Source organism: Methylobacterium isbiliense (assembly GCF_022179325.1).
Taxonomy (GTDB): Bacteria; Pseudomonadota; Alphaproteobacteria; order Rhizobiales; family Beijerinckiaceae; genus Methylobacterium; species Methylobacterium isbiliense.
The window spans coordinates 21,127-38,174 of sequence record NZ_BPQQ01000025.1 but is presented as its reverse complement, the minus strand read 5'-3'; the positions used below and the strand labels follow the sequence as shown (position 1 = coordinate 38,174).

Sequence of the window (17,048 nt, the reverse complement as noted above, 5' to 3'; positions counted from 1 at the left end):
CGAACCGACCGCCGCGCAGGCGAAGGGGTGGACGGGCCCGCCGGCCGGCGGGCCGACGCTCAGCGCGATTGCGGGGCGGCCGGCGCCGCGGGGGCGGCCGGCGAGGCCGGAGCGGGCGCGGGCGTCGAGGCCGGCGCGTCACCCTGCTGCTGGCGCAGCTGGTCGAGCAGGTTGCCGCCGGAGGACGGCGCGGCCGGCTGATTCGCGGCCGGCGCGCCGCTCTGGCCCGCGCCCTCGAAGATCGAGCGCGGCGCCGCGCTGCGGTGCGTCATGATCGCCAGGATCATGCTGGTGGTGAAGAACAGGGCGGCCAGGATCGCGGTGGCGCGGGTGAGCGCGTTCGCCTGCCCGCGGCCGGTGAGGAAGCCCTGCGTGCCGCTGCTCCCCCCGCCGCCGAGGCCGAGCCCGCCCTCGGAGCGCTGCAGCAGCACCACGCCGATGAGCGCGAGGACGATGATCAGGTGGACGACGATCAGGACGGTCTGCATCGGGCTTCCAGGGGCGGCCGCGCGGACCGCCAACATGCGAACGGCCGGCGCGCCGCACAGCGCCCGGACCTCAACTGGGGCGGGCTGTTACACGAGAACCGGGCGCAGGCCAAGCGCGGCGAGGTGCGCCCGCGCACGTGCAACCTGCCCTCGTGGTTCCGGGGTCCGGGCGGTCGGATCCAGTCGCACGGCTCAGGCGTAGGCCGCCGCGATGCCGAGGAAATCCTCCGCCTTGAGGCTCGCGCCGCCGACGAGCGCCCCGTCCACGTTGGCGACCGCCATCAGTTCAGCCGCGTTCGAGGGCTTCACCGAGCCGCCGTAGAGGATGCGCAGGCCCCTCCCCTCCGGCCCGAGGCGGGCTTCGAGTTCGCTGCGGATCAGGGCGTGGACCTCCGCGACGTCGTCCCTCGTCGGTGTCAGCCCGGTGCCGATGGCCCAGACCGGCTCGTAGGCGATCACCGTGTCGGCGGCCGTGGCGCCCTCCGGCAGCGAGCCGGCGAGCTGCCCGCGCACCACGTCGAGGGTGCGCCCGGCCTCGCGCTCCTCCCGCGTCTCGCCGACGCAGAGGATGGCGACGAGACCCGCGCGGTGGGCCGCGAGCGCCTTGGCGCGCACCTCCGCGTCGCTCTCGTGCTGGTCGGCGCGCCGCTCGGAATGGCCGACGATGGTGTGCGTGGCGCCGAGATCCGCCAGCATCTCGGCGGCGATGCAACCCGTATGGGCGCCGCTGGCCTTGGGGTGCACGTCCTGGCCGCCGATCCGTACCGGCGAGCCTTGCGCGGCCTCCGCGAAGGCGCCGACGAGCGTCGCGGGCGGGCAGACCAGCACGTCGATGCGCCGGGCGAGCGCGGGGTCGAGGCCGTCGCGGATGGCCTCCAGCACGGCGCGCGAGGCGCGGCTGCCGTTCATCTTCCAGTTGCCCGCCACCAGCGGACGCGGCCGCTCGCTCGCCATCGCTCTCCCCTTCGCATCTCGGCTTTGGAGCCGGGTAACAGAGCCGCCGCGCGGGCGCAAACCGAGGGCAGGCCGGCCTTTCCGCCGCGGCGCGGATGGGCTATCGCGACAGCCACGAAGGATGGCGGCCGCTCGGCCGCTCGGGACGGGTGATCGAGGACCGCGATGCTGCAGGGGTTCCGCGCCGCCAGCCAGAGCTGGCTCGGCAAGCTGGTGATGACGGTCGTGTTCGGCCTGCTCATCGTCGGCCTCGCGATCTTCGGCATCGGCGACATCTTCCGCGGCGGCGGCAGCACGGCGGTGGCCACGGTGGGCAGCACGCCGATCAGCGCGGAGGCGGTCCGCTCGGCCTACCAGAACCAGATCCAGCGCCTCGCCCGCCAGACGCGCCGGCCGATCACCCCGGACCAGGCGCGGGCGCTCGGCCTCGACCGCGAGGTGCTGAACGCGCTCATCACCGAGGCGACCCTGGATCAGAAGACCCGCGACCTCGGCCTGCGGGTCTCGGACGCGACCGTGATCCGCCTGATCCGCGAGGAGCCGGCCTTCAAGGGACCGAATGGCAATTTCGACCTCGGCGTGTTCAACGACACGATCCGGCAGGCGGGCCTCACCGAAGCGGCGTTCGTGCAGGAGCAGCGCGCCGTCGCGGCCCGGCTGCAGCTCGCAGAATCGATCATCGCCGATCTGCCGGTGCCGCTCGCCGTGCGCGAGGCGGTCCACCGCTACACCACCGAGCGGCGCGCCGCCGGCTACCTCGTCCTGCCCGAGAGCGCGGCGGGCGAGATACCGGCACCGACCGACGAGCAAGTCCAGAGCTTCTACGACGACCGCAAGAGCGCCTTCCGCGCCCCGGAGGTGCGGGGCGTGAACATCCTCGTCCTCGACGCGACGACCCTCGCCAAGCCCGATGCCGTGACCGAGGCTGAGGCCCGCAGCCGCTACGATGCCGACCAGGGCCGCTACGGCACGCCGGAGCGCCGCACCATCCAGCAGATCGTCTTCCCCAACGAGGCGGACGCGGCGGCAGCCCTCGCCCGGATCCGCGGCGGCGAGGCGCCCTTCGAGTCGATCGCGGGGGAGCGCGGGCTCGATCCCAAGAGCCTCGACCTCGGCACCTTCACCCGGGCCGAGCTGTTCGACCCGGCGGTGGCCGATGCGGCCTTCGCGCTGCAGCAGGGGGCGGTCAGCGAGCCGGTGAAGGGCCGCTTCGGCACCGTGCTCCTGCGCGTCACGGCGATCGAGCCCGGCAGCGTCAAGCCGTTCGAGGAGGTCGCCGGGCAGATCCGCACCGAGATCGCCCGCGAGCGCGCCCGCGACGACCTCGAGAAGGTCCACGACGCGATCGAGGATCAGCGCGCGGGCGCCAAGCCGCTGGGCGACATCGCCCGCGAGCGGGCCCTGCCCCTCCTGAGCATCGCGGGCGTGGATGCCCAGGGCCGCGACACGCAGGGCAAGCCTGTCGAGGGCCTGCCCGACAAGGACGCCGTGCTCCCGGCCCTGTTCCGCGCCGAGATGGGGGCGGACAGCGAGGCCCTGCGCACCCGCTCGGGCGGCTATCTCTGGTACGACGTCACCCGGGTCGACCCCGCCCACGACCGGCCGCTGGCCGAGGTCCGCGACCAGGTCGTGTCGCAGTGGCGCGACGACGAGATCGCCCGCCGCCTCTCGGCCAAGGCCCGCGAGGCCGCCGAGCGCCTTGACAAGGGCGAGGCGATCGAGGCCGTGGCCGCCGCCTACGGCGTGGAGGCGAAGACCGCGACCGACCTCGCCCGCGGCCGCGCCAAGGACGAGCTCACCGCCGAGAGCATCGGGCGCATCTTCGCGACGCCGGTGGGCAAGACCGGCTCGGCGACCGCAGGCGAGAAGGCGCGGGTCGCCTTCAAGGTGACCTCCGCCACGGTGGCGCCCTTCCAGGCCGGCGCCCAGCCGAACGTCGAGCAGCAGTTCCGCACCGCGCTCGCCGACGACATCATCGCCCAGTACATCGCCGACGCCCAGAAGCAGGCCGGCGTCTCGGTGAACGAGGCCGCCTTCCGGCGTGCCATCGGCGGCGAGTACTGAACCTCAGCTGGATCGCGTCTCGGAACATCGAGGATCCGACACGTCACCACGGTGAGTTCTGCAAGCGTCGTGTGGCTCTCAGAAGGACACCGTTGGTGAGCACGACGACGCGAAAGGACGTGCGCGGGAACCCTCTGTCCTGTACCGGAGACGGGATCCCGCGCGAGGTCTTCGAACGAGTGCCGTCATGATCGTGCCGTCCGGATCCATCCGCCCATCGATCCATCGTCGCGCTCATCCCTGTCACCCCCGGGAGGGCACGGCGCCGCGTCGCGGCGATCTGTGGGCTCCGGACCGGCTGTCGGACCTGACATCATGCTCGTGACGCCCCAGCCCGATGCCGTCGCGACCGCCTACGCGGCGGGCACGCCCGTGCTGCTGCGCGCGACCCTCGTCGCCGACCTCGAAACGCCCGTCGCCGCCTTCCTGAAGCTGCGGGCCGCGCACGACGGCGCGGCCTTCCTGCTCGAATCTGTCGAGGGCGGCGCGGTGCGCGGGCGCTATTCGATGATCGGGCTCGATCCCGACCTCGTCTGGCGCTGCGAAGGCGGCCGGGCCTCGCGGGCGGACGCGCCGGACCTCGCGGCCTTCCGGCCGGACGACCGCCCTCCCCTGGCGAGCCTGCGGGCCCTCATCGCCGAGAGCGCGATCCCTGGCGAGACGGCGCTGCCGCCGATGGCCGCCGGGCTGTTCGGCTATCTCGGCTACGACATGGTGCGGGAGATGGAGCGCCTCGATCCGCCCAAGCCCGACCCGATCGGCGTGCCGGACGCGATCCTGGTGCGGCCCACCGTGATGGTGGTGTTCGACGCGGTGCGCGACGAGATCGCGGTGGTCACGCCGATCCGCCCGGCTCCCGGTGTGGCGGCCCGGGCCGCCTACGAGGCGGCGCTCGCGCGGCTGGAGCGGGTCGCCGGGACCCTGGAGGGGCCGCTTCCGGTCGAGGCCAGCGTCAATCCGGCAGAGATCCCGGTTCCGGCGCCGACCTCGAACACCGCCCCGGAGGCCTTCCACGCCCTGGTGGCGCAGGCCAAGGAATACATCGCCGCGGGCGACATCTTCCAGGTGGTGCTGTCGCAGCGCTTCGAGGCGCCGTTCGGGCTGCCGGCCTTCGCCCTCTACCGCTCCCTGCGCCGGGTGAACCCGGCACCGTTCCTCTGCTACCTCGATTTCGGCGCGTTCCAGATCGTCTGCTCGTCGCCCGAGATCCTGGTGCGGGTGCGCGACGGGAAGGTCACGATCCGGCCCATCGCCGGCACCCGGCCGCGCGGCGCGACGCCGGAGGCGGACCGCGCGCTCGCCGAGGATCTGCTCGCCGACCCCAAGGAGCGCGCCGAGCACCTGATGCTGCTCGACCTCGGCCGCAACGACGTGGGCCGCGTCGCCGAGATCGGCAGCGTCACGGTCACGGATTCGTTCTTCCTCGAATACTACAGCCAGGTGATGCACATCGTGTCGAACGTCGAGGGCCGCCTCGATGCCCGTCACGACGCGCTCGGCGCGCTGATCGCGGGCTTCCCGGCCGGGACGGTCTCGGGCGCGCCGAAGGTGCGGGCGATGCAGATCATCGACGAACTGGAGCGCGAGAAGCGCGGTCCCTATGCCGGCTGCATCGGCTATTTCGGCGCCGACGGGCAGATGGACACCTGCATCGTGCTGCGCACCGCCGTGGTGAAGGACGGACGCATGCACGTCCAGGCCGGTGCCGGCATCGTCTACGATTCGAACCCCGCCTCCGAGCAGCAGGAATGCGTGAACAAGGCGCGAGCCCAGTTCCGGGCCGCCGAGGAGGCGGTGCGCTTCGCCGCGCAGGCCCGGCGCGGGCAGTAGGCGCACGGCGCGCAGGAGGCGCGCCACGCGCAGGAGGCGCGCCGCGCGGGAACCCTGCTGCGGCCGGAGGCTTCCCCCCGCGAGGCCCGCGGCGGAGCGAGGGATGAGCGGGAGCAGGCCGGAAGCGGAACCACCGGCGCGCCCCTTCGGCGCGGAGCGCATCAACACCCTGGTGCAGACCCTCGCGATCCTCGGGGCCGGGGCCTGGGGCGTCTACACCTTCATCTATGAAGCGCGCATCAAGCCGAGCCTTGAGCCGCCGGCCGTGTCGGTGACGACGACGCTGGTGAAGGCGGGCGAGCGCGACGACCACGTCGCGATCCGCTCCACGGTGACGCGCCGGAACGTCGGCCAGACGGGCGTGCGCATCCTCGGTCTCGTCTACAACGTCATCGGCGTGCGGGCGCGCTTCGCCGAGCGCCCCGATCCGGGCGCCTTCGACCAGAATCTCGACGGGGCGAGCCGTATCGCGGCGGCGCGCGGCTACACCCTCGGCGAGCCCGGCACCGTGATCCTGCGCCAGGGGGTGCTGTTCGCGGGCGCCACTGAGGCACAGGCCGAGGCGTCCGACCTCAACCCCGGCGAGGCGGTCTCGCGCGACCTCATCGTCTACGCAGACCGAACCCAGTACGATTTCGTGCGCTTCGAGGTGAGCCTCGCCTATACCCGCGAGGACGACCCGCCCGTGAGACTTCGCTTCGAGGCCGACCGCGACGGTGTCCTGGCGCTCAAGCCGCAAGCCGAATGCCGGGCCGATCCGGCCTCGTGCCGCCCGCTCAAGACCACGGATTTCGGCACGGAGTTCTCGCTCTGGTGAACTACCCTTCGGCGCCCTCGCGCTCCTGGCAGGCGCCGCACTCGCCTTCGATCTCGACGATGCGACTCGCCGGCCGGAAGCCCGCCCGGGCCAGCGTCCGGTTGAGGCCGCGCTCGATCTCCGCCGAGGTCGTCTCGTCCACCGCGCCGCAGGCGCGGCAGATCAGGAACACCGCGCTCTCGCCCCCGCTGTGGCTGTGGTCGCAGGGCACGAAGGCGTTGCGGCTGGCCAGCCGATGGACGAGGCCGTTCTCGGTCAGGAAGTCGAGGGCGCGATAGACCGAGACCGCCGCCACCCGCCGGCCCGGCAGGCTCAGCCGCTCGGCGATGTCGTAGGCGCCGAGCGGGCGCGTCTCCCCGGCGATCACCTCCAGGGTGCGCTGGCGCAGCGGCGTGAAGAGGAGGCCGCGCTCGCGGCAGAGCCGCTCGGCCCGGGCCACCAGCCCGGCCCGGTCGTGGCCGCAGGCGTGGTCCGGATGCGCAGGCTGGTCCATGATCCGCTCTCCCTGGGCGCCGGTTGACAGGCCCCGCCTGTTACAGTGTAACGGGACGGTACGGCCGACGTCGCCGGGACACCTCTATCAAATGGTCGGCCGGACGCCATCCGTCAGGGTTCCGCCGCCGCGAGGATCCCGGTCCGCGCCCTTCATGGTGCTGAGGAGTGGTCCGATGCAGGCCGAATCCGCGACCGCCCCGCGCCGGGTTCCGGCTGCGGCCCCGCCCCGCTCCCTTATCGGGCTCGGCCTCGTCCCGCGCCTCGGTCTGGCGCTCGGCCTCACGCTCGCCGTGTGGGGCGTTGTCGCCTGGGCGGTCGCCGCGTGAGCGCCGCCGCGCCGGGCGCCCTGGTCTTTCGCGGGCTGACCCTCGGCTACGACCGCCATCCCGCCGTGCACCACCTCGACGGGGTCGTGCCGGCGGGCGCGGCGCTCGCCGTGGTCGGCCCGAACGGCGCCGGCAAATCGACCCTGCTCAAGGGCATCGTCGGCGAGGTCGCGCCGCTGGACGGGCGGATCGAGCATCCGGGCCTCGTCCGGCGCGAGATCGCCTACCTGCCGCAGGCGGCCGAGATCGACCGCAGCTTCCCGATCAGCACCTTCGACTTCGTGGCCATGGGGCTGTGGCGCAAGCTCGGCCTCTTTCGCGCCCTGCGCCCGCATCGCGGCGCGGTGGCCGATGCGCTCGCGGCGGTGGGTCTCTCCGGGTTCGAGCGCCGGCCGATCGGCACCCTGTCGGGCGGACAACTGCGGCGCGCCATGTTCGCGCGCGTGCTGCTCCAGGACGCCCGCGCGATCCTGCTCGACGAGCCGTTCGCGGCGATCGACAGCCGCACCAGCGCCGACCTCCTCGACCTCGTCCGGCGCTGGGGCCACGAGCGCCGCACCGTGGTGGCGGTGCTGCACGACCTCGATCAGGTGCGCCGCCACTTCCCCACCGCCCTGCTGCTCGCCCGCGAGGCGGTGGCCTGGGGCGAGACCGAGGCGGTGCTCACCGGCCCGAACCTGCGGCGCGCCCGCCAGCTCTGCGAGGCCTGGGACGACGAGGCGCCTGTCTGCCGCGGCCCCGCCGGTCATGCCCACGAGGCGCACGGCCAGGAGGCGCACGGCGAGGCGCCGCACGACCACGCCCACGACCACGAGCACGCCGCGTGATCGACCTCCTCACCGCGCCCTTCGTCGAGTTCGCCTTCATGCGTCGCGCGCTCGCGGGCTGCGTCGCCCTGTCGGCGAGCGCGGCCCCGGTCGGGGTGTTCCTGACGCTGCGGCGCATGAGCCTGATGAGCGAGGCGATGAGCCACGCCATCCTGCCGGGCGCCGCGGTAGGCTTCCTGGTGGCGGGCCTGTCGCTGCCCGCGATGACGCTGGGCGGGCTCGTGGCGGGGCTCGCCGTGGCGATGCTGTCGGGCGCGGTCGCGCGCTCCACCGTGCTGCGGGAGGATGCGAGCCTGGGCGCCTTCTACCTCCTGGCATTGGCCGCCGGGGTGCTGCTGATCTCGGCGCGCGGCTCCTCGATCGACCTCCTGCACATCCTGTTCGGCACGGTGCTCGCCCTCGACGACGCGGCGCTGATGCTGCTCGGCGGCATCGCCACGGTGACGCTGTTCGCGCTCGCCCTCGCCTATCGGCCGCTGGTGCTCGAATGCGTCGATCCGCTCTTCCTGCGCTCGGTGAGCCGCGCGAGCGCGCCGGTGCACTTCGCCTTCCTGGGGCTGGTGGTGCTGAACCTCGTCGGCGGCTTCGCGGCTTTGGGCACGCTGCTCGCGGTCGGGCTGATGCTGTTGCCGGCGGTGAGCGCCCGGTTCTGGGCGGCGGACGTCACCGGGCTCATTCCGGTGGCGATCGCGCTGGCGCTCGCCTCCAGCACGGCGGGCCTCCTCGTCTCCTATTACGGCGACCTGCCGAGCGGGCCGGCGATCGTGCTGACCGCCGGGGCGCTCTACCTCGCCTCGATGCTCGTCGGCAGCCGGGGCGGCCTGCTCTGGCGGCTCATGCCGGCGCGCCACCTCGAAGCCTGACGGATCATCGCGATCCCAGGATCTCGTCGTAGAGCGCGAGAAGGTCGTCGCCCTGCGCGGCGGCGCTGCGGATCGGGCGGAGGCGCGGCGGGGACTCGCGGAATCGGGCGGGATCGGCGTCGATCAGGGCCAGCGCCGCGCGCAGCGGCTCCGGGGTTGCGACATCCACCACGAACCCGTCCGTGCCGGGCTCGACATCCTCCCCGATCGCGCCGCGGTCGCTCGCCACGACCCACAGCCCGAAGGCCCGCGCCTCGCGCGCCACGAGGCCGAAGCTCTCCGGCCAGAGCGAGGGCACGAGCAGCACGTCGAGATCCCCGTAGAGCTGCGCGATCTCGCTCTGCGGCACCGGGCCGACGATGCGCACCGGGGTGGTGCCCCAGACCTCCTCGCCGACGAACCCGGCCTCCCGCCCGAGGTCGACGGCGGTGAGGCTGAGGTTCCGGAACGGGGTGCGGCGCAGCACCGCCTCGATCAGGGGCAGCCCCTTGTGCGCCTCGCGCCCGCCGACATGGCCGAGCCGCACCCGCGCCGTGGGACTGGGACGGCGGGGCGGGATCACCAGCGGCGAGAGGCCGTTCGGCACCGCGAGCGTCTGCGGGAAGCCGGCGTCGCGGTAGACCCGCGCGAACGCGTCCGACACCGCCAGGATCCGGTCGGCCCCGTGCAGCAGGCGGCCGAGGCGGCGGCGGCGCACGATCCCCTGCATCGCCCCCCGGATCGGAGCAGCCTCCGGCAGCAGCGTGTCGGGCGTGGGCGTCACCACCCGGCCGTCCCGGTCGACGAGGAACTGGTGGTCGGAGAGCCACCAGCCGTCGTGCACGGTGACGAGGTGCGGGATGGCCCGCGCCTGCGTCTCGGCCAACACGGAGGCGGTCAGGCGCTGGACGCAGTGGAAGTGGATCAGGTCCGGGGCGAAGCGATCCAGGAAGGCGCCGAACCGCTCCCCGATGGCGGGATTCAGCGGGCGCCAATCCATGTTGATCTCGGCCGGCGTCGAGAGGCGCAGCACCGGCACACCTCGGTAGGCATCGATGCGGGCGCGACCCGCCGGCGTCACGCCCTCGTCGCTCGCCGCCACGGCGAGGTCGAAGCGGTCCCCGGCATGGTCCAGGATGTGGTCGAGGTTGTCACGCACCACCCGCGTCGCCCCGCCGATCGTCTGCGGCGGGAAGAAGACGTTGACGATGAGAAGCCGCGGCTTGGAGCGGGATCCGGTCGCGCCGCCCGCCGATCCTGCTCCGGGGCTTCGATCGGGCCGCGTCGTCCGCGACGAACCGGCGGCCTGATCGGACGACGCGGTGGCGTGGACCTGCGCGGCTGGCGGCCCGTCGGCGGCATCGGGACCCGGCCGGGGCAGAACGCGCGCGAGGGTGTCGCGCATGGCCTCCAGCGTATAGGCGCCGAGCGCCCGGGCCCGCGCCGTATCGCCGACGCGTCGGCGCAGGCCCGGATCCGCGATCAGGCGTTCCAGCGCGTCCGCCCACTCCTGCGGCGTGTCGGCCAGGAGCGCGTCGACGCCGTCGGTGAGGATCTCCCGGTAGGTGCGCGTGCCGCTCACCACCGAGGGGATGCCGCACATGGCGGCTTCGAGCCACTTGATCTCGCTCTTGGCATCGGCCGCCGGGCCGGGCAGGAGCACCGCGAGGTTGATGTCCACGCCCGACAGCACCTCCCAGTAATCGGCCACCCTGGCGGTGAAGCCGAGTTGCCGGACGCGGGGGCCGAACCGCGCGAAGGCGGGATCGAGCTTCAGGTGGCCGGCAATGACGAGGCGCGCCTGCGGATGACGCGCCAGCACGGTGAGAAGGGCCGGGCCGGCAAGGTCCGTGAAGTCCTGATTGTGGGCCTTGGTGCCCGAGCCGTAGAAGAGGGTGACGGGGTCCTGCGGCGCGGCGGGCGGGGGCACGGGCCGGTTCAGGTAGGGATCGTTGCGCTGGTCGAGCCCGTTGCGCAGCACGTGGCAGCGGCCCGAGCGCACGACCGCTCCCACCGCCTCCGCCAGGACGGGCGTGGAGGCCAGTCCCTCGTCGCACAGGGACATGGCGAACCGGAACAGCGGCACGCCGATCTGCAGCCCGACATAATCCTCGGCCGAGATCTGCCCCTCGTAGGTCTCGAACGGCGGCGGAAAGCTCGCGCGATCGAAGATCAGGTCGTCGATGTCATAGAGCGTGCGGACGCCGAGCGCCCGAGCGTAGAGCAGCGCGTGAACGACATCCGGAAAGGCCGGCACGCGGTAGAACAAGGCGGTGCCCGCCCCGTGCAGGGCCTCGCGGAAGGCCTCCGTCTCGTGCTGGCCGAAGACCTGCACGCGCCAGCCGGCATGAGCGAGCTGACGCCGCCGCTGCTCGACGCGGTAATGCACGCATTGCGGCAGGTCGAGGTTGGCCAGGATCACGACGTCGCCCGCGCGGGCGGGCGGCAAGGGGGCAGGAAGGGGCGCGGCCAGGGGCCAGTCCCGCGTGAGCTGCTCCAGCGCCTCGGTGATGATCCGGTCCCCGGTCTCGCGCGCGCCGTCGCGATAGGCGGCCTTGGCCTCGGCGGTCTGCGCCTCGAACGCTTGGCGCAGGACCGCCGTGGCGCTGTCCCGCCAGCGCGCGTCGCGCGTCCAGGTCCGACTCGATTCGCGCATCTGCGCGAGCGCCCCGGCCACGTTCCCGCTCGCGGCGAGGCCTTGGACGGCGCGGATGTGGCTCCACACGCCGGCTCCGGGGCAGCGCGCCGCCTCCCGGTACACGGCGGCCGCGCCCGACAGGTCGCCGAGGGCGCGAAGGGCCTCGGCCCGGCCGTGCAGTCGGCCGGCCGTGGGGCCGCCACGGTGAAGCGCCTCGTCGTAGGCCTTGAGCGCGAGGGCGAACTCGCCGCGCAGCCATTCCCGACGTCCGAGGCTGGCGTATAGGTCGGCCGCGCCCGGTCCGTCGATGCCGGCCATGATTCCGGCCTTGAAGCCGACATCGAGCCAGTGCTGGAGGATTGTGGTCCGGCAGCCTTCCGGGATGCGCAGGGCGGCGGGCAGGGCGTGTCGATAGGCCGCCTCATCGAAGCAGGCCGGAAACACCTTCGCACCGATCAGGCTGGACAGGCGGGCCGCCTCGTTGGGCATCCACTCCTGAACGTCGCCGGTGCGCAGCCAGTGCCGGTAGAGCGCCACGTCATCGAGGTCCGGCTCAACCGGATAGGCCCTGCGATAGAAGTCCGGGTCGAACCGGTCATCGCTGCTGAGGGGAGCGAGGCGGGCCACGCCCTCCTCGGCGAACACCCGGATGCCGTCGGCCCGCGTGGCCGGCGGGTCTTCGAGCCAGTCGGCGTTCAGGTGCAGGAACTGTCCAAGGTTGAACCGCAGGAGCCACGCCCCCGCCGCGAGACCGTGATGCGTCAGGAACGCGGCGAGGGAGGGGCCGGGCTCCCCCGCCTCGGTCCGCGCCAGCATCATGGCGCGGAATTCCTCTTCGAGCTCCGACAGATCGACGCGGTAGCGGCGCTCCTCGCTGCGGCCGTGCTTCAGGTAATGCGCTTCGAACTCCCATTCCTCGGACAGGCTCGCGGCGAGGTCGGGATTGAGGGCGCGGTAGGAGACGGTGCTGAAATCCGCCGGCAGCGCGCCGTGCTCGGCCGTCAGGGCGGCCAGATAGGAGGCGACGGTGGGGTGCCGCCCCTCCTGGGCGCCGTGGCGGCGATAGTGCCGGAAGAGGGCCTCCTCGCCGGCGAGGTGCCGCAGATCCGGGTAGAGCTTGGCATAGAAGTGCGGCTCGAAGCCCGGCCCGATGCGGACCGGGCGCCGGAGCATCCGCGACAGGGCACCTGCGAACCTCAGAGGGCTTTTGCGCACGTGGTCCACCTTCGTCCGCCCGGCACTGCCGCGCGGCCCTGATCCTGCGGACGGCGGTGCCGCCGCTCCGGCCTGCGTGGCGGCTCTATAGGGCAGATCCGACCGACGGACTATCGCTTTCGCCCGATCGCTTTCCTCAGATGTCGGCAGGGGTGCCTAAGCAGATCTCGGACAGACGGACCATGGATTGCGCTCACGATCCGGCGCTCGACTGGTCCGGATCGAGAATTGCAGGAAGGATGAGTTGATCATGCGTGGATCATGGCCGATCAGGCGTCGGCGGTCGCACGGGCCTCGGCCTCGCGTTCGGCCTCGAGAAGCGCGTCGGCGATGCGGCAGGCCAGGGCCTGCGCGGCGGCCTCGACGGCCGCGGGGTCACGCGCCCGCGCCGCGCGCGCCAGCGCCGCCCCTTCCAGCGCGACGATGGCACGCGCGACGCGGATCGCATCGGCGAAGGGCTGTCGGGCGCGCGGCATGCCGCCTCCGTCACGGGTTGCCGAGAGCCGCGCGGGTGGCCGCGTCGCTGCCGATGTCATCGGGACCGCCCATGCCCAGCACCTGGGTCAGCCGCAGGCGGGCGCGGCTGACGCGGCTCTTGATCGTGCCGACCGCGACGCCGCAGATCGCCGCGGCCTCCTCGTAGGTGAAGCTCTGCGCGCCGACGAGCACGAGCGCCTCGCGCTGGTTCGGCGGCAATCCCGCGAGTGCGGTGCGGAACGCGTCGAGTTCGAGCCGCACCTCCTGCTCGGGCAGCGCGGCGAGCCGGGCCGCCATCGCGCCGTCCACATCCTCGACCTCGCGGCGGCGCTTGCGCAGGTCGGAATAGAACAGGTTGCGCAGGATGGTGAACAGCCACGCGGTGAGGTTCGTGCCGCGCCGGAAGCTGTCGGACTTGGTCCAGGCGCGCACCAGAGTCTCCTGCACGAGATCGTCGCTGCGGTCGAGATCGTGGGTGAGCGAGAACGCGAAGGCGCGCAGGGCGGGAATCGCCGCGAGCAGGAGATCGCGCATCTCCGGATCGACATGGGTCATCGGGACGCCTCCTCCGGAGCGGGCGGATCGCGGTCGAGGGCCGCGAGCAGCGTGACGAAGCGGTCGGGGATCGGCGCCTCCATGAGATCCGCGTAGGCGAGGCGCAGGGCCCGCCCGAGATGCTCGCGGACCGCCTCGTCGACGCCGCCGGCCTGCTGCCTCCGGAACCCGGCCTGCGCCGCGCGGCGGCGCCCGGCGCCGGGTGCGGGCTTGGCCCGGGCTGGATCCTCGTTCGTCATCGACCTCGCCTCCACGGCCCCATCGGCACGCGGGGTCTCGCCAACGAAAACCTGCGCCGGGCCGCTCTGTCACTGCGAGCGCCGCAATAAAGACTTGTGTTTTAATGCGCTCTGAAAGTCGTATTCAGGAAACTTTAATCTAGAAGCTTGAGCTTGAACTTCGCTATTCCGAAAGATGACGGCTGTCACACGGGACAGGCCGAGCTGGTTCAGCGCGGGGCCGTCGCAGGATGTTGTGGCGATCGGTGATGCGGGCCGAGAGAGGATCTGCGACAGCGCGGCCCCGACGGGGGTGTGACATTCCGGTCGCTGTGGCCGTCACGCGCTTGCCTGCCGGTTCCGGGAGCCTAGAACCGGATGGTGAACACCAGCGGGGATGGTCTCTTGGTCTCGAAGTCGCTCCGTTCGCCGGTCGCCATCGCGGCGTTTGTCATCCTCTCGGCCACGCCGGTCCTCGCGCAACGCGAGGATCCTGGCCTTCAGCTCAACTGCGCCAACGATTATTTCCGGCTCTGCGCCGGGGCCGACCCGGACAGCCCGGAGGTCGAGCGCTGCTTCGCGCGCAACCGCAGCCGCCTCTCACCCCAGTGCCGGGCGGCGATCCAGGCCTTCGACCGGGGGGAGAACACCACCGAGGCGGGGCGGCGGGCGCAGTAGTCTCACGCCTTGCGGTCGAGCCGCAGGATCCGGCAGGGCGCGCCGGCCCGCGCGGCCGGCGCGTGGGGCGGCCTGATCAACAGCGCCTCGGCGGTGGCCAGCACCGAGAGCATCGAGGAATCCTGCTTGGCGTCGGGGTGGACCACCGGCAGCCGCTCCGGGCTGAGATCGAGCCGCGCGCGCATGTAGTCCTGGCGGCCGTCATTGGCCGGCAGGTCGCGGCCGAGGAGCGCCGGTTCGCTGCGGTCGTCGCCGGCACGCGGGTCGCCGAGGAGCGCGGCGACCAGCGGCCGCACGAAGACGAGGCCGCAGACCACCGACGAGACCGGGTTTCCGGGCAGGCCCAGCACCGCCATCGGCCCGAGCCGGCCGTGCATCAGCGGCTTGCCGGGACGGATGGCCACGCGCCAGAAGCCGAGGCTGAGCCCCTGGCGCACCAGGGCGGATTGCACGAGGTCGTGATCGCCCACCGAGGCGCCGCCGAGGGTGACGAGCAGGTCGGCGCGCGCGTCGCGCGCCCGCTCGATTGCCGCCTCGAGATCCGCGAAGCGGTCGCCCGCGATGCCGAGATCGATCGCCTCCGCGCCGGATTCCTCGGCCATCGCGGCGAGCGCGAGGCCGTTCGACGCCACGATCTGGTCCCAGGCGGCGGGCTCGCCCGGCCGCACCAGCTCGTCGCCGGTGGCGAGCACCGCCACGCGCGGACGACGGCGCAGGGGCAGGGTCGGGTGCCCGCCCGCGGCGGCAAGCGCCACCCGCTGCCCGTCGAGCCGCGTGCCGGCGGTGAGCAGCAGATCGCCCTCCCGGAAATCGAGGCCCGCGCCGCGCACGTGGCGCCCCGGGGGATTGCCCTGGCCCAGGCGCACCGTGTCGCCCGACACCTCGGCATCCTCCTGGATGACCACCGTGTCGGCGCCCTCGGGCATCGGCGCACCGGTGAGGATGCGGATCGCCTCCCCGGGGCCGAGCGGGCCGCGATGGCCGTGGCCGGCGGCGCTGATCCCGACGAGACGCAGCGACACGGGCGCCTGCGCGACGTCCTGGCTGCGCACCGCGTAACCGTCCATCGCCGAGGTGGTGAAGGGCGGCTGCGTGCGCAGCGCCCGCAGATCCGCCGCCAGGGTGCGGCCGGCCGCCCGACCGACCGGGACGGTCTCGGCCTCCACCGGCGTCGCATCCGCCAGGATGCGGGCGATCGCCTCCCCGACCGGCAGGAGCGGGCTCGCCGGCGGCGGGCTCATGCGCGGTCCGCCTCGTAGAGGCCCGAGCGGCCGCCACTCTTCTGCAGCAGGCGGATCCCCTCGATGCGCATGCCCCGGTCGGCGGCCTTGACCATGTCGTAGACGGTGAGGCAGGCGACCGAGACCGCCGTCAGCGCCTCCATCTCAACCCCGGTCGGTCCCTGCACCTTCACCTCGGCGGTGATGCGGATGCCCGGCAGATCGGCATCGGGGGTGCAGTCCACCCGCACCTTCGACAGCAGCAGCGGATGGCAGAGCGGAATCAGTTCGTGGGTGCGCTTGGCCGCCATGATGCCGGCGAGCCGCGCGGTTCCGAGCACGTCGCCCTTCTTGGCGTCGCCCTCCAGGATCAGCCGCAGGGTCTCGGGATTCATCACCACCGCGCCCTCGGCGCGGGCGGCACGGGCGGTGGCGGGCTTCTCGGAGACGTCCACCATGTTGGCGCTGCCGGCGGCGTCGAGATGCGTCAGGACCGGCATCGGGAGTCTCGCGCGTGAGGGGTGCGGGCGGGACGGACGACCGACCCCGTCATGCGGCCTCGCCGAACAGCAGCCGCCGCGTCGCCCCCGTCACCTCCCTCTCGCGCATCAGGCTCTCGCCGACGAGCAGGGTGCGGATGCCGGCCCCGGCGAGGCGCCGAACGTCGGCATGGCCCGTGATCCCGCTCTCGCCGACGAGGATGCGGTCCGCCGGCACGAGCGGCGCGAGGCGAATGGCGACGTCGAGGGAGACGCGGAAGCTGCGCAGGTCGCGGTTGTTGATGCCGATCATGCGGGTGCCGAGCGGCAACGCCCGCTCCAGCTCCGCCTCGTCGTGCACCTCGACCAGCACGTCGAGGCCGAGATCGTCCGCCGTCTCGACGATGGCGGCAGCCTCCTCGTCGTCGAGGCTCGCCATGATGACGAGGACGCAGTCGGCTCCCCAGGCCCGGGCCTCGTAGACCTGATAGGGCTCGAACAGGAAATCCTTGCGCAGGACCGGGAGCGTGCAGGCGGCCCGCGCGGCCACGAGATCGTCTGGGCGGCCCCGGAAGGAGGGCTCGTCGGTGAGAACCGACAGGCAGGTCGCGCCGCCCTCCGCGTAGGCGCGGGCGAGCGCCGGCGGGTCGAACTCCTCGCGGATCAGGCCCTTCGACGGGGAGGCCTTCTTGATCTCGGCGATGAGGGCCGGGCGCCCGGCGTCGAGATGAGCCTGGATCGCGTCCGCGAAGCCCCGCGGCGGATCGGCCTTGGCGACGCGCCGCTCCAGTTCGGCGAGCGGCACGCGCAGCTTCGCCTCGGCGATCTCGCGGCGCTTGTAGGCCTCGATGTGAGCGAGCACGTCCGGCGTCTGCGGCCGGGCCGTCCCGGCGGCCGGGTTCTTGAGGTCGATAACGGACACGGG

General features: G+C 73.0%; 17 protein-coding genes. 7 read left to right on the top strand and 10 right to left on the bottom strand.

Annotation, left to right across the window (positions count from 1 at the left end):
* Positions 1-59 precede the first annotated feature (59 nt).
* Together secG and tpiA are read right to left on the bottom strand one after the other, a co-directional pair.
* On the bottom strand, positions 60-488 hold the full coding sequence (gene secG, locus MFF61_RS11785; RefSeq protein ID WP_238235314.1) for a preprotein translocase subunit SecG: 429 nt from the start codon (positions 486-488) through the stop codon (positions 60-62).
* Between the two features lie 192 nt (positions 489-680).
* Entirely contained in the window at positions 681-1,442 is a 762-nt protein-coding gene (tpiA, locus tag MFF61_RS11780; RefSeq protein ID WP_238235313.1) for a triose-phosphate isomerase, read from the bottom strand.
* A 165-nt stretch (positions 1,443-1,607) separates the two neighbouring features.
* Between tpiA and MFF61_RS11775 the strand changes: the two genes are divergently transcribed.
* From MFF61_RS11775 to MFF61_RS11765, 3 genes are all read left to right on the top strand, one after another.
* Positions 1,608-3,506 (top strand): peptidylprolyl isomerase, encoded by a 1,899-nt coding sequence (locus MFF61_RS11775; RefSeq protein WP_238235312.1) that lies wholly within the window; start codon positions 1,608-1,610, stop codon positions 3,504-3,506.
* 315 nt (positions 3,507-3,821) lie between these two features.
* Entirely contained in the window at positions 3,822-5,336 is a 1,515-nt protein-coding gene (trpE, locus tag MFF61_RS11770; RefSeq protein WP_238235311.1) for an anthranilate synthase component I, read from the top strand.
* Positions 5,337-5,439: 103 nt separating this feature from the next.
* Positions 5,440-6,153 carry a hypothetical protein gene (locus tag MFF61_RS11765; RefSeq protein WP_238235310.1) on the top strand — a complete coding sequence of 238 codons (714 nt, stop codon included), beginning with the start codon at positions 5,440-5,442 and terminating at the stop codon, positions 6,151-6,153.
* 1 nt (position 6,154) lies between these two features.
* Here the strand turns inward: MFF61_RS11765 and MFF61_RS11760 are convergent, their stop codons facing one another.
* On the bottom strand, positions 6,155-6,646 hold the full coding sequence (locus tag MFF61_RS11760) for a Fur family transcriptional regulator (protein WP_238235309.1): 492 nt from the start codon (positions 6,644-6,646) through the stop codon (positions 6,155-6,157).
* Between the two features lie 175 nt (positions 6,647-6,821).
* On the opposite strand from MFF61_RS11760, the gene MFF61_RS11755 reads away from it, so the two are divergent.
* Genes MFF61_RS11755 through MFF61_RS11745 form a run of 3 tightly spaced genes read left to right on the top strand, consistent with a single transcriptional unit; the run spans position 6,822 to position 8,664 of the window.
* Positions 6,822-6,974 (top strand): hypothetical protein, encoded by a 153-nt coding sequence (locus MFF61_RS11755; protein WP_238235308.1) that lies wholly within the window; start codon positions 6,822-6,824, stop codon positions 6,972-6,974.
* The gene (locus MFF61_RS11750) at positions 6,971-7,801 is read left to right on the top strand and encodes a metal ABC transporter ATP-binding protein (RefSeq protein ID WP_238235307.1); all 831 of its coding nucleotides are present in this window, start codon (positions 6,971-6,973) and stop codon (positions 7,799-7,801) included. Before MFF61_RS11755 ends, MFF61_RS11750 begins: the two co-directional genes overlap by 4 nt.
* On the top strand, positions 7,798-8,664 hold the full coding sequence (locus MFF61_RS11745) for a metal ABC transporter permease (protein ID WP_238235306.1): 867 nt from the start codon (positions 7,798-7,800) through the stop codon (positions 8,662-8,664). Before MFF61_RS11750 ends, MFF61_RS11745 begins: the two co-directional genes overlap by 4 nt.
* A gap of 4 nt (positions 8,665-8,668) precedes the next feature.
* Here the strand turns inward: MFF61_RS11745 and MFF61_RS11740 are convergent, their stop codons facing one another.
* The 4 genes from MFF61_RS11740 to MFF61_RS11725 form a co-directional block, all read right to left on the bottom strand.
* On the bottom strand, positions 8,669-12,454 hold the full coding sequence (locus tag MFF61_RS11740; protein ID WP_238235305.1) for a glycosyltransferase: 3,786 nt from the start codon (positions 12,452-12,454) through the stop codon (positions 8,669-8,671).
* Between the two features lie 311 nt (positions 12,455-12,765).
* On the bottom strand, positions 12,766-12,972 hold the full coding sequence (locus MFF61_RS11735) for a hypothetical protein (protein WP_238235304.1): 207 nt from the start codon (positions 12,970-12,972) through the stop codon (positions 12,766-12,768).
* Between the two features lie 10 nt (positions 12,973-12,982).
* Positions 12,983-13,528 (bottom strand): sigma-70 family RNA polymerase sigma factor, encoded by a 546-nt coding sequence (locus tag MFF61_RS11730; protein WP_238235303.1) that lies wholly within the window; start codon positions 13,526-13,528, stop codon positions 12,983-12,985.
* Entirely contained in the window at positions 13,525-13,767 is a 243-nt protein-coding gene (locus tag MFF61_RS11725) for a NepR family anti-sigma factor (RefSeq protein WP_238235302.1), read from the bottom strand. Before MFF61_RS11725 ends, MFF61_RS11730 begins: the two co-directional genes overlap by 4 nt.
* Before the next feature lie 357 nt (positions 13,768-14,124).
* Between MFF61_RS11725 and MFF61_RS11720 the strand changes: the two genes are divergently transcribed.
* Complete coding sequence (locus tag MFF61_RS11720; RefSeq protein ID WP_238235301.1) at positions 14,125-14,424, top strand: hypothetical protein; 300 nt, start codon at positions 14,125-14,127, stop codon at positions 14,422-14,424.
* A gap of 2 nt (positions 14,425-14,426) precedes the next feature.
* Here MFF61_RS11720 and MFF61_RS11715 read toward each other — a convergent pair whose 3' ends face one another.
* From MFF61_RS11715 to trpC, 3 genes are read right to left on the bottom strand one after another with little or no spacing between them, the layout of a single operon-like run.
* Positions 14,427-15,665 carry a molybdopterin molybdotransferase MoeA gene (locus MFF61_RS11715; RefSeq protein ID WP_238235300.1) on the bottom strand — a complete coding sequence of 413 codons (1,239 nt, stop codon included), beginning with the start codon at positions 15,663-15,665 and terminating at the stop codon, positions 14,427-14,429.
* Positions 15,662-16,144 (bottom strand): cyclic pyranopterin monophosphate synthase MoaC, encoded by a 483-nt coding sequence (gene moaC, locus MFF61_RS11710; RefSeq protein ID WP_238235299.1) that lies wholly within the window; start codon positions 16,142-16,144, stop codon positions 15,662-15,664. Before moaC ends, MFF61_RS11715 begins: the two co-directional genes overlap by 4 nt.
* Positions 16,145-16,193: 49 nt before the next feature.
* The gene (trpC, locus tag MFF61_RS11705; protein ID WP_238235298.1) at positions 16,194-17,045 is read right to left on the bottom strand and encodes an indole-3-glycerol phosphate synthase TrpC; all 852 of its coding nucleotides are present in this window, start codon (positions 17,043-17,045) and stop codon (positions 16,194-16,196) included.
* Between the last annotated feature and the right edge of the window lie 3 nt (positions 17,046-17,048).

Coding starts and splice junctions, on each gene's coding strand:
- trpE (WP_238235311.1), top strand. CDS start 3,822: ATGCTCGTGACGCCCCAGCCCGATGCCGTCGCGACCGCCTACGCGGCG.
- MFF61_RS11740 (WP_238235305.1), bottom strand. CDS start 12,454: ATGCTCCGGCGCCCGGTCCGCATCGGGCCGGGCTTCGAGCCGCACTTC.
- MFF61_RS11720 (WP_238235301.1), top strand. CDS start 14,125: ATGGTGAACACCAGCGGGGATGGTCTCTTGGTCTCGAAGTCGCTCCGT.
- MFF61_RS11735 (WP_238235304.1), bottom strand. CDS start 12,972: ATGCCGCGCGCCCGACAGCCCTTCGCCGATGCGATCCGCGTCGCGCGT.
- MFF61_RS11775 (WP_238235312.1), top strand. CDS start 1,608: ATGCTGCAGGGGTTCCGCGCCGCCAGCCAGAGCTGGCTCGGCAAGCTG.
- secG (WP_238235314.1), bottom strand. CDS start 488: ATGCAGACCGTCCTGATCGTCGTCCACCTGATCATCGTCCTCGCGCTC.
- MFF61_RS11715 (WP_238235300.1), bottom strand. CDS start 15,665: ATGAGCCCGCCGCCGGCGAGCCCGCTCCTGCCGGTCGGGGAGGCGATC.
- MFF61_RS11760 (WP_238235309.1), bottom strand. CDS start 6,646: ATGGACCAGCCTGCGCATCCGGACCACGCCTGCGGCCACGACCGGGCC.
- MFF61_RS11765 (WP_238235310.1), top strand. CDS start 5,440: ATGAGCGGGAGCAGGCCGGAAGCGGAACCACCGGCGCGCCCCTTCGGC.
- MFF61_RS11725 (WP_238235302.1), bottom strand. CDS start 13,767: ATGACGAACGAGGATCCAGCCCGGGCCAAGCCCGCACCCGGCGCCGGG.
- moaC (WP_238235299.1), bottom strand. CDS start 16,144: ATGCCGGTCCTGACGCATCTCGACGCCGCCGGCAGCGCCAACATGGTG.
- MFF61_RS11730 (WP_238235303.1), bottom strand. CDS start 13,528: ATGACCCATGTCGATCCGGAGATGCGCGATCTCCTGCTCGCGGCGATT.
- MFF61_RS11755 (WP_238235308.1), top strand. CDS start 6,822: ATGCAGGCCGAATCCGCGACCGCCCCGCGCCGGGTTCCGGCTGCGGCC.
- tpiA (WP_238235313.1), bottom strand. CDS start 1,442: ATGGCGAGCGAGCGGCCGCGTCCGCTGGTGGCGGGCAACTGGAAGATG.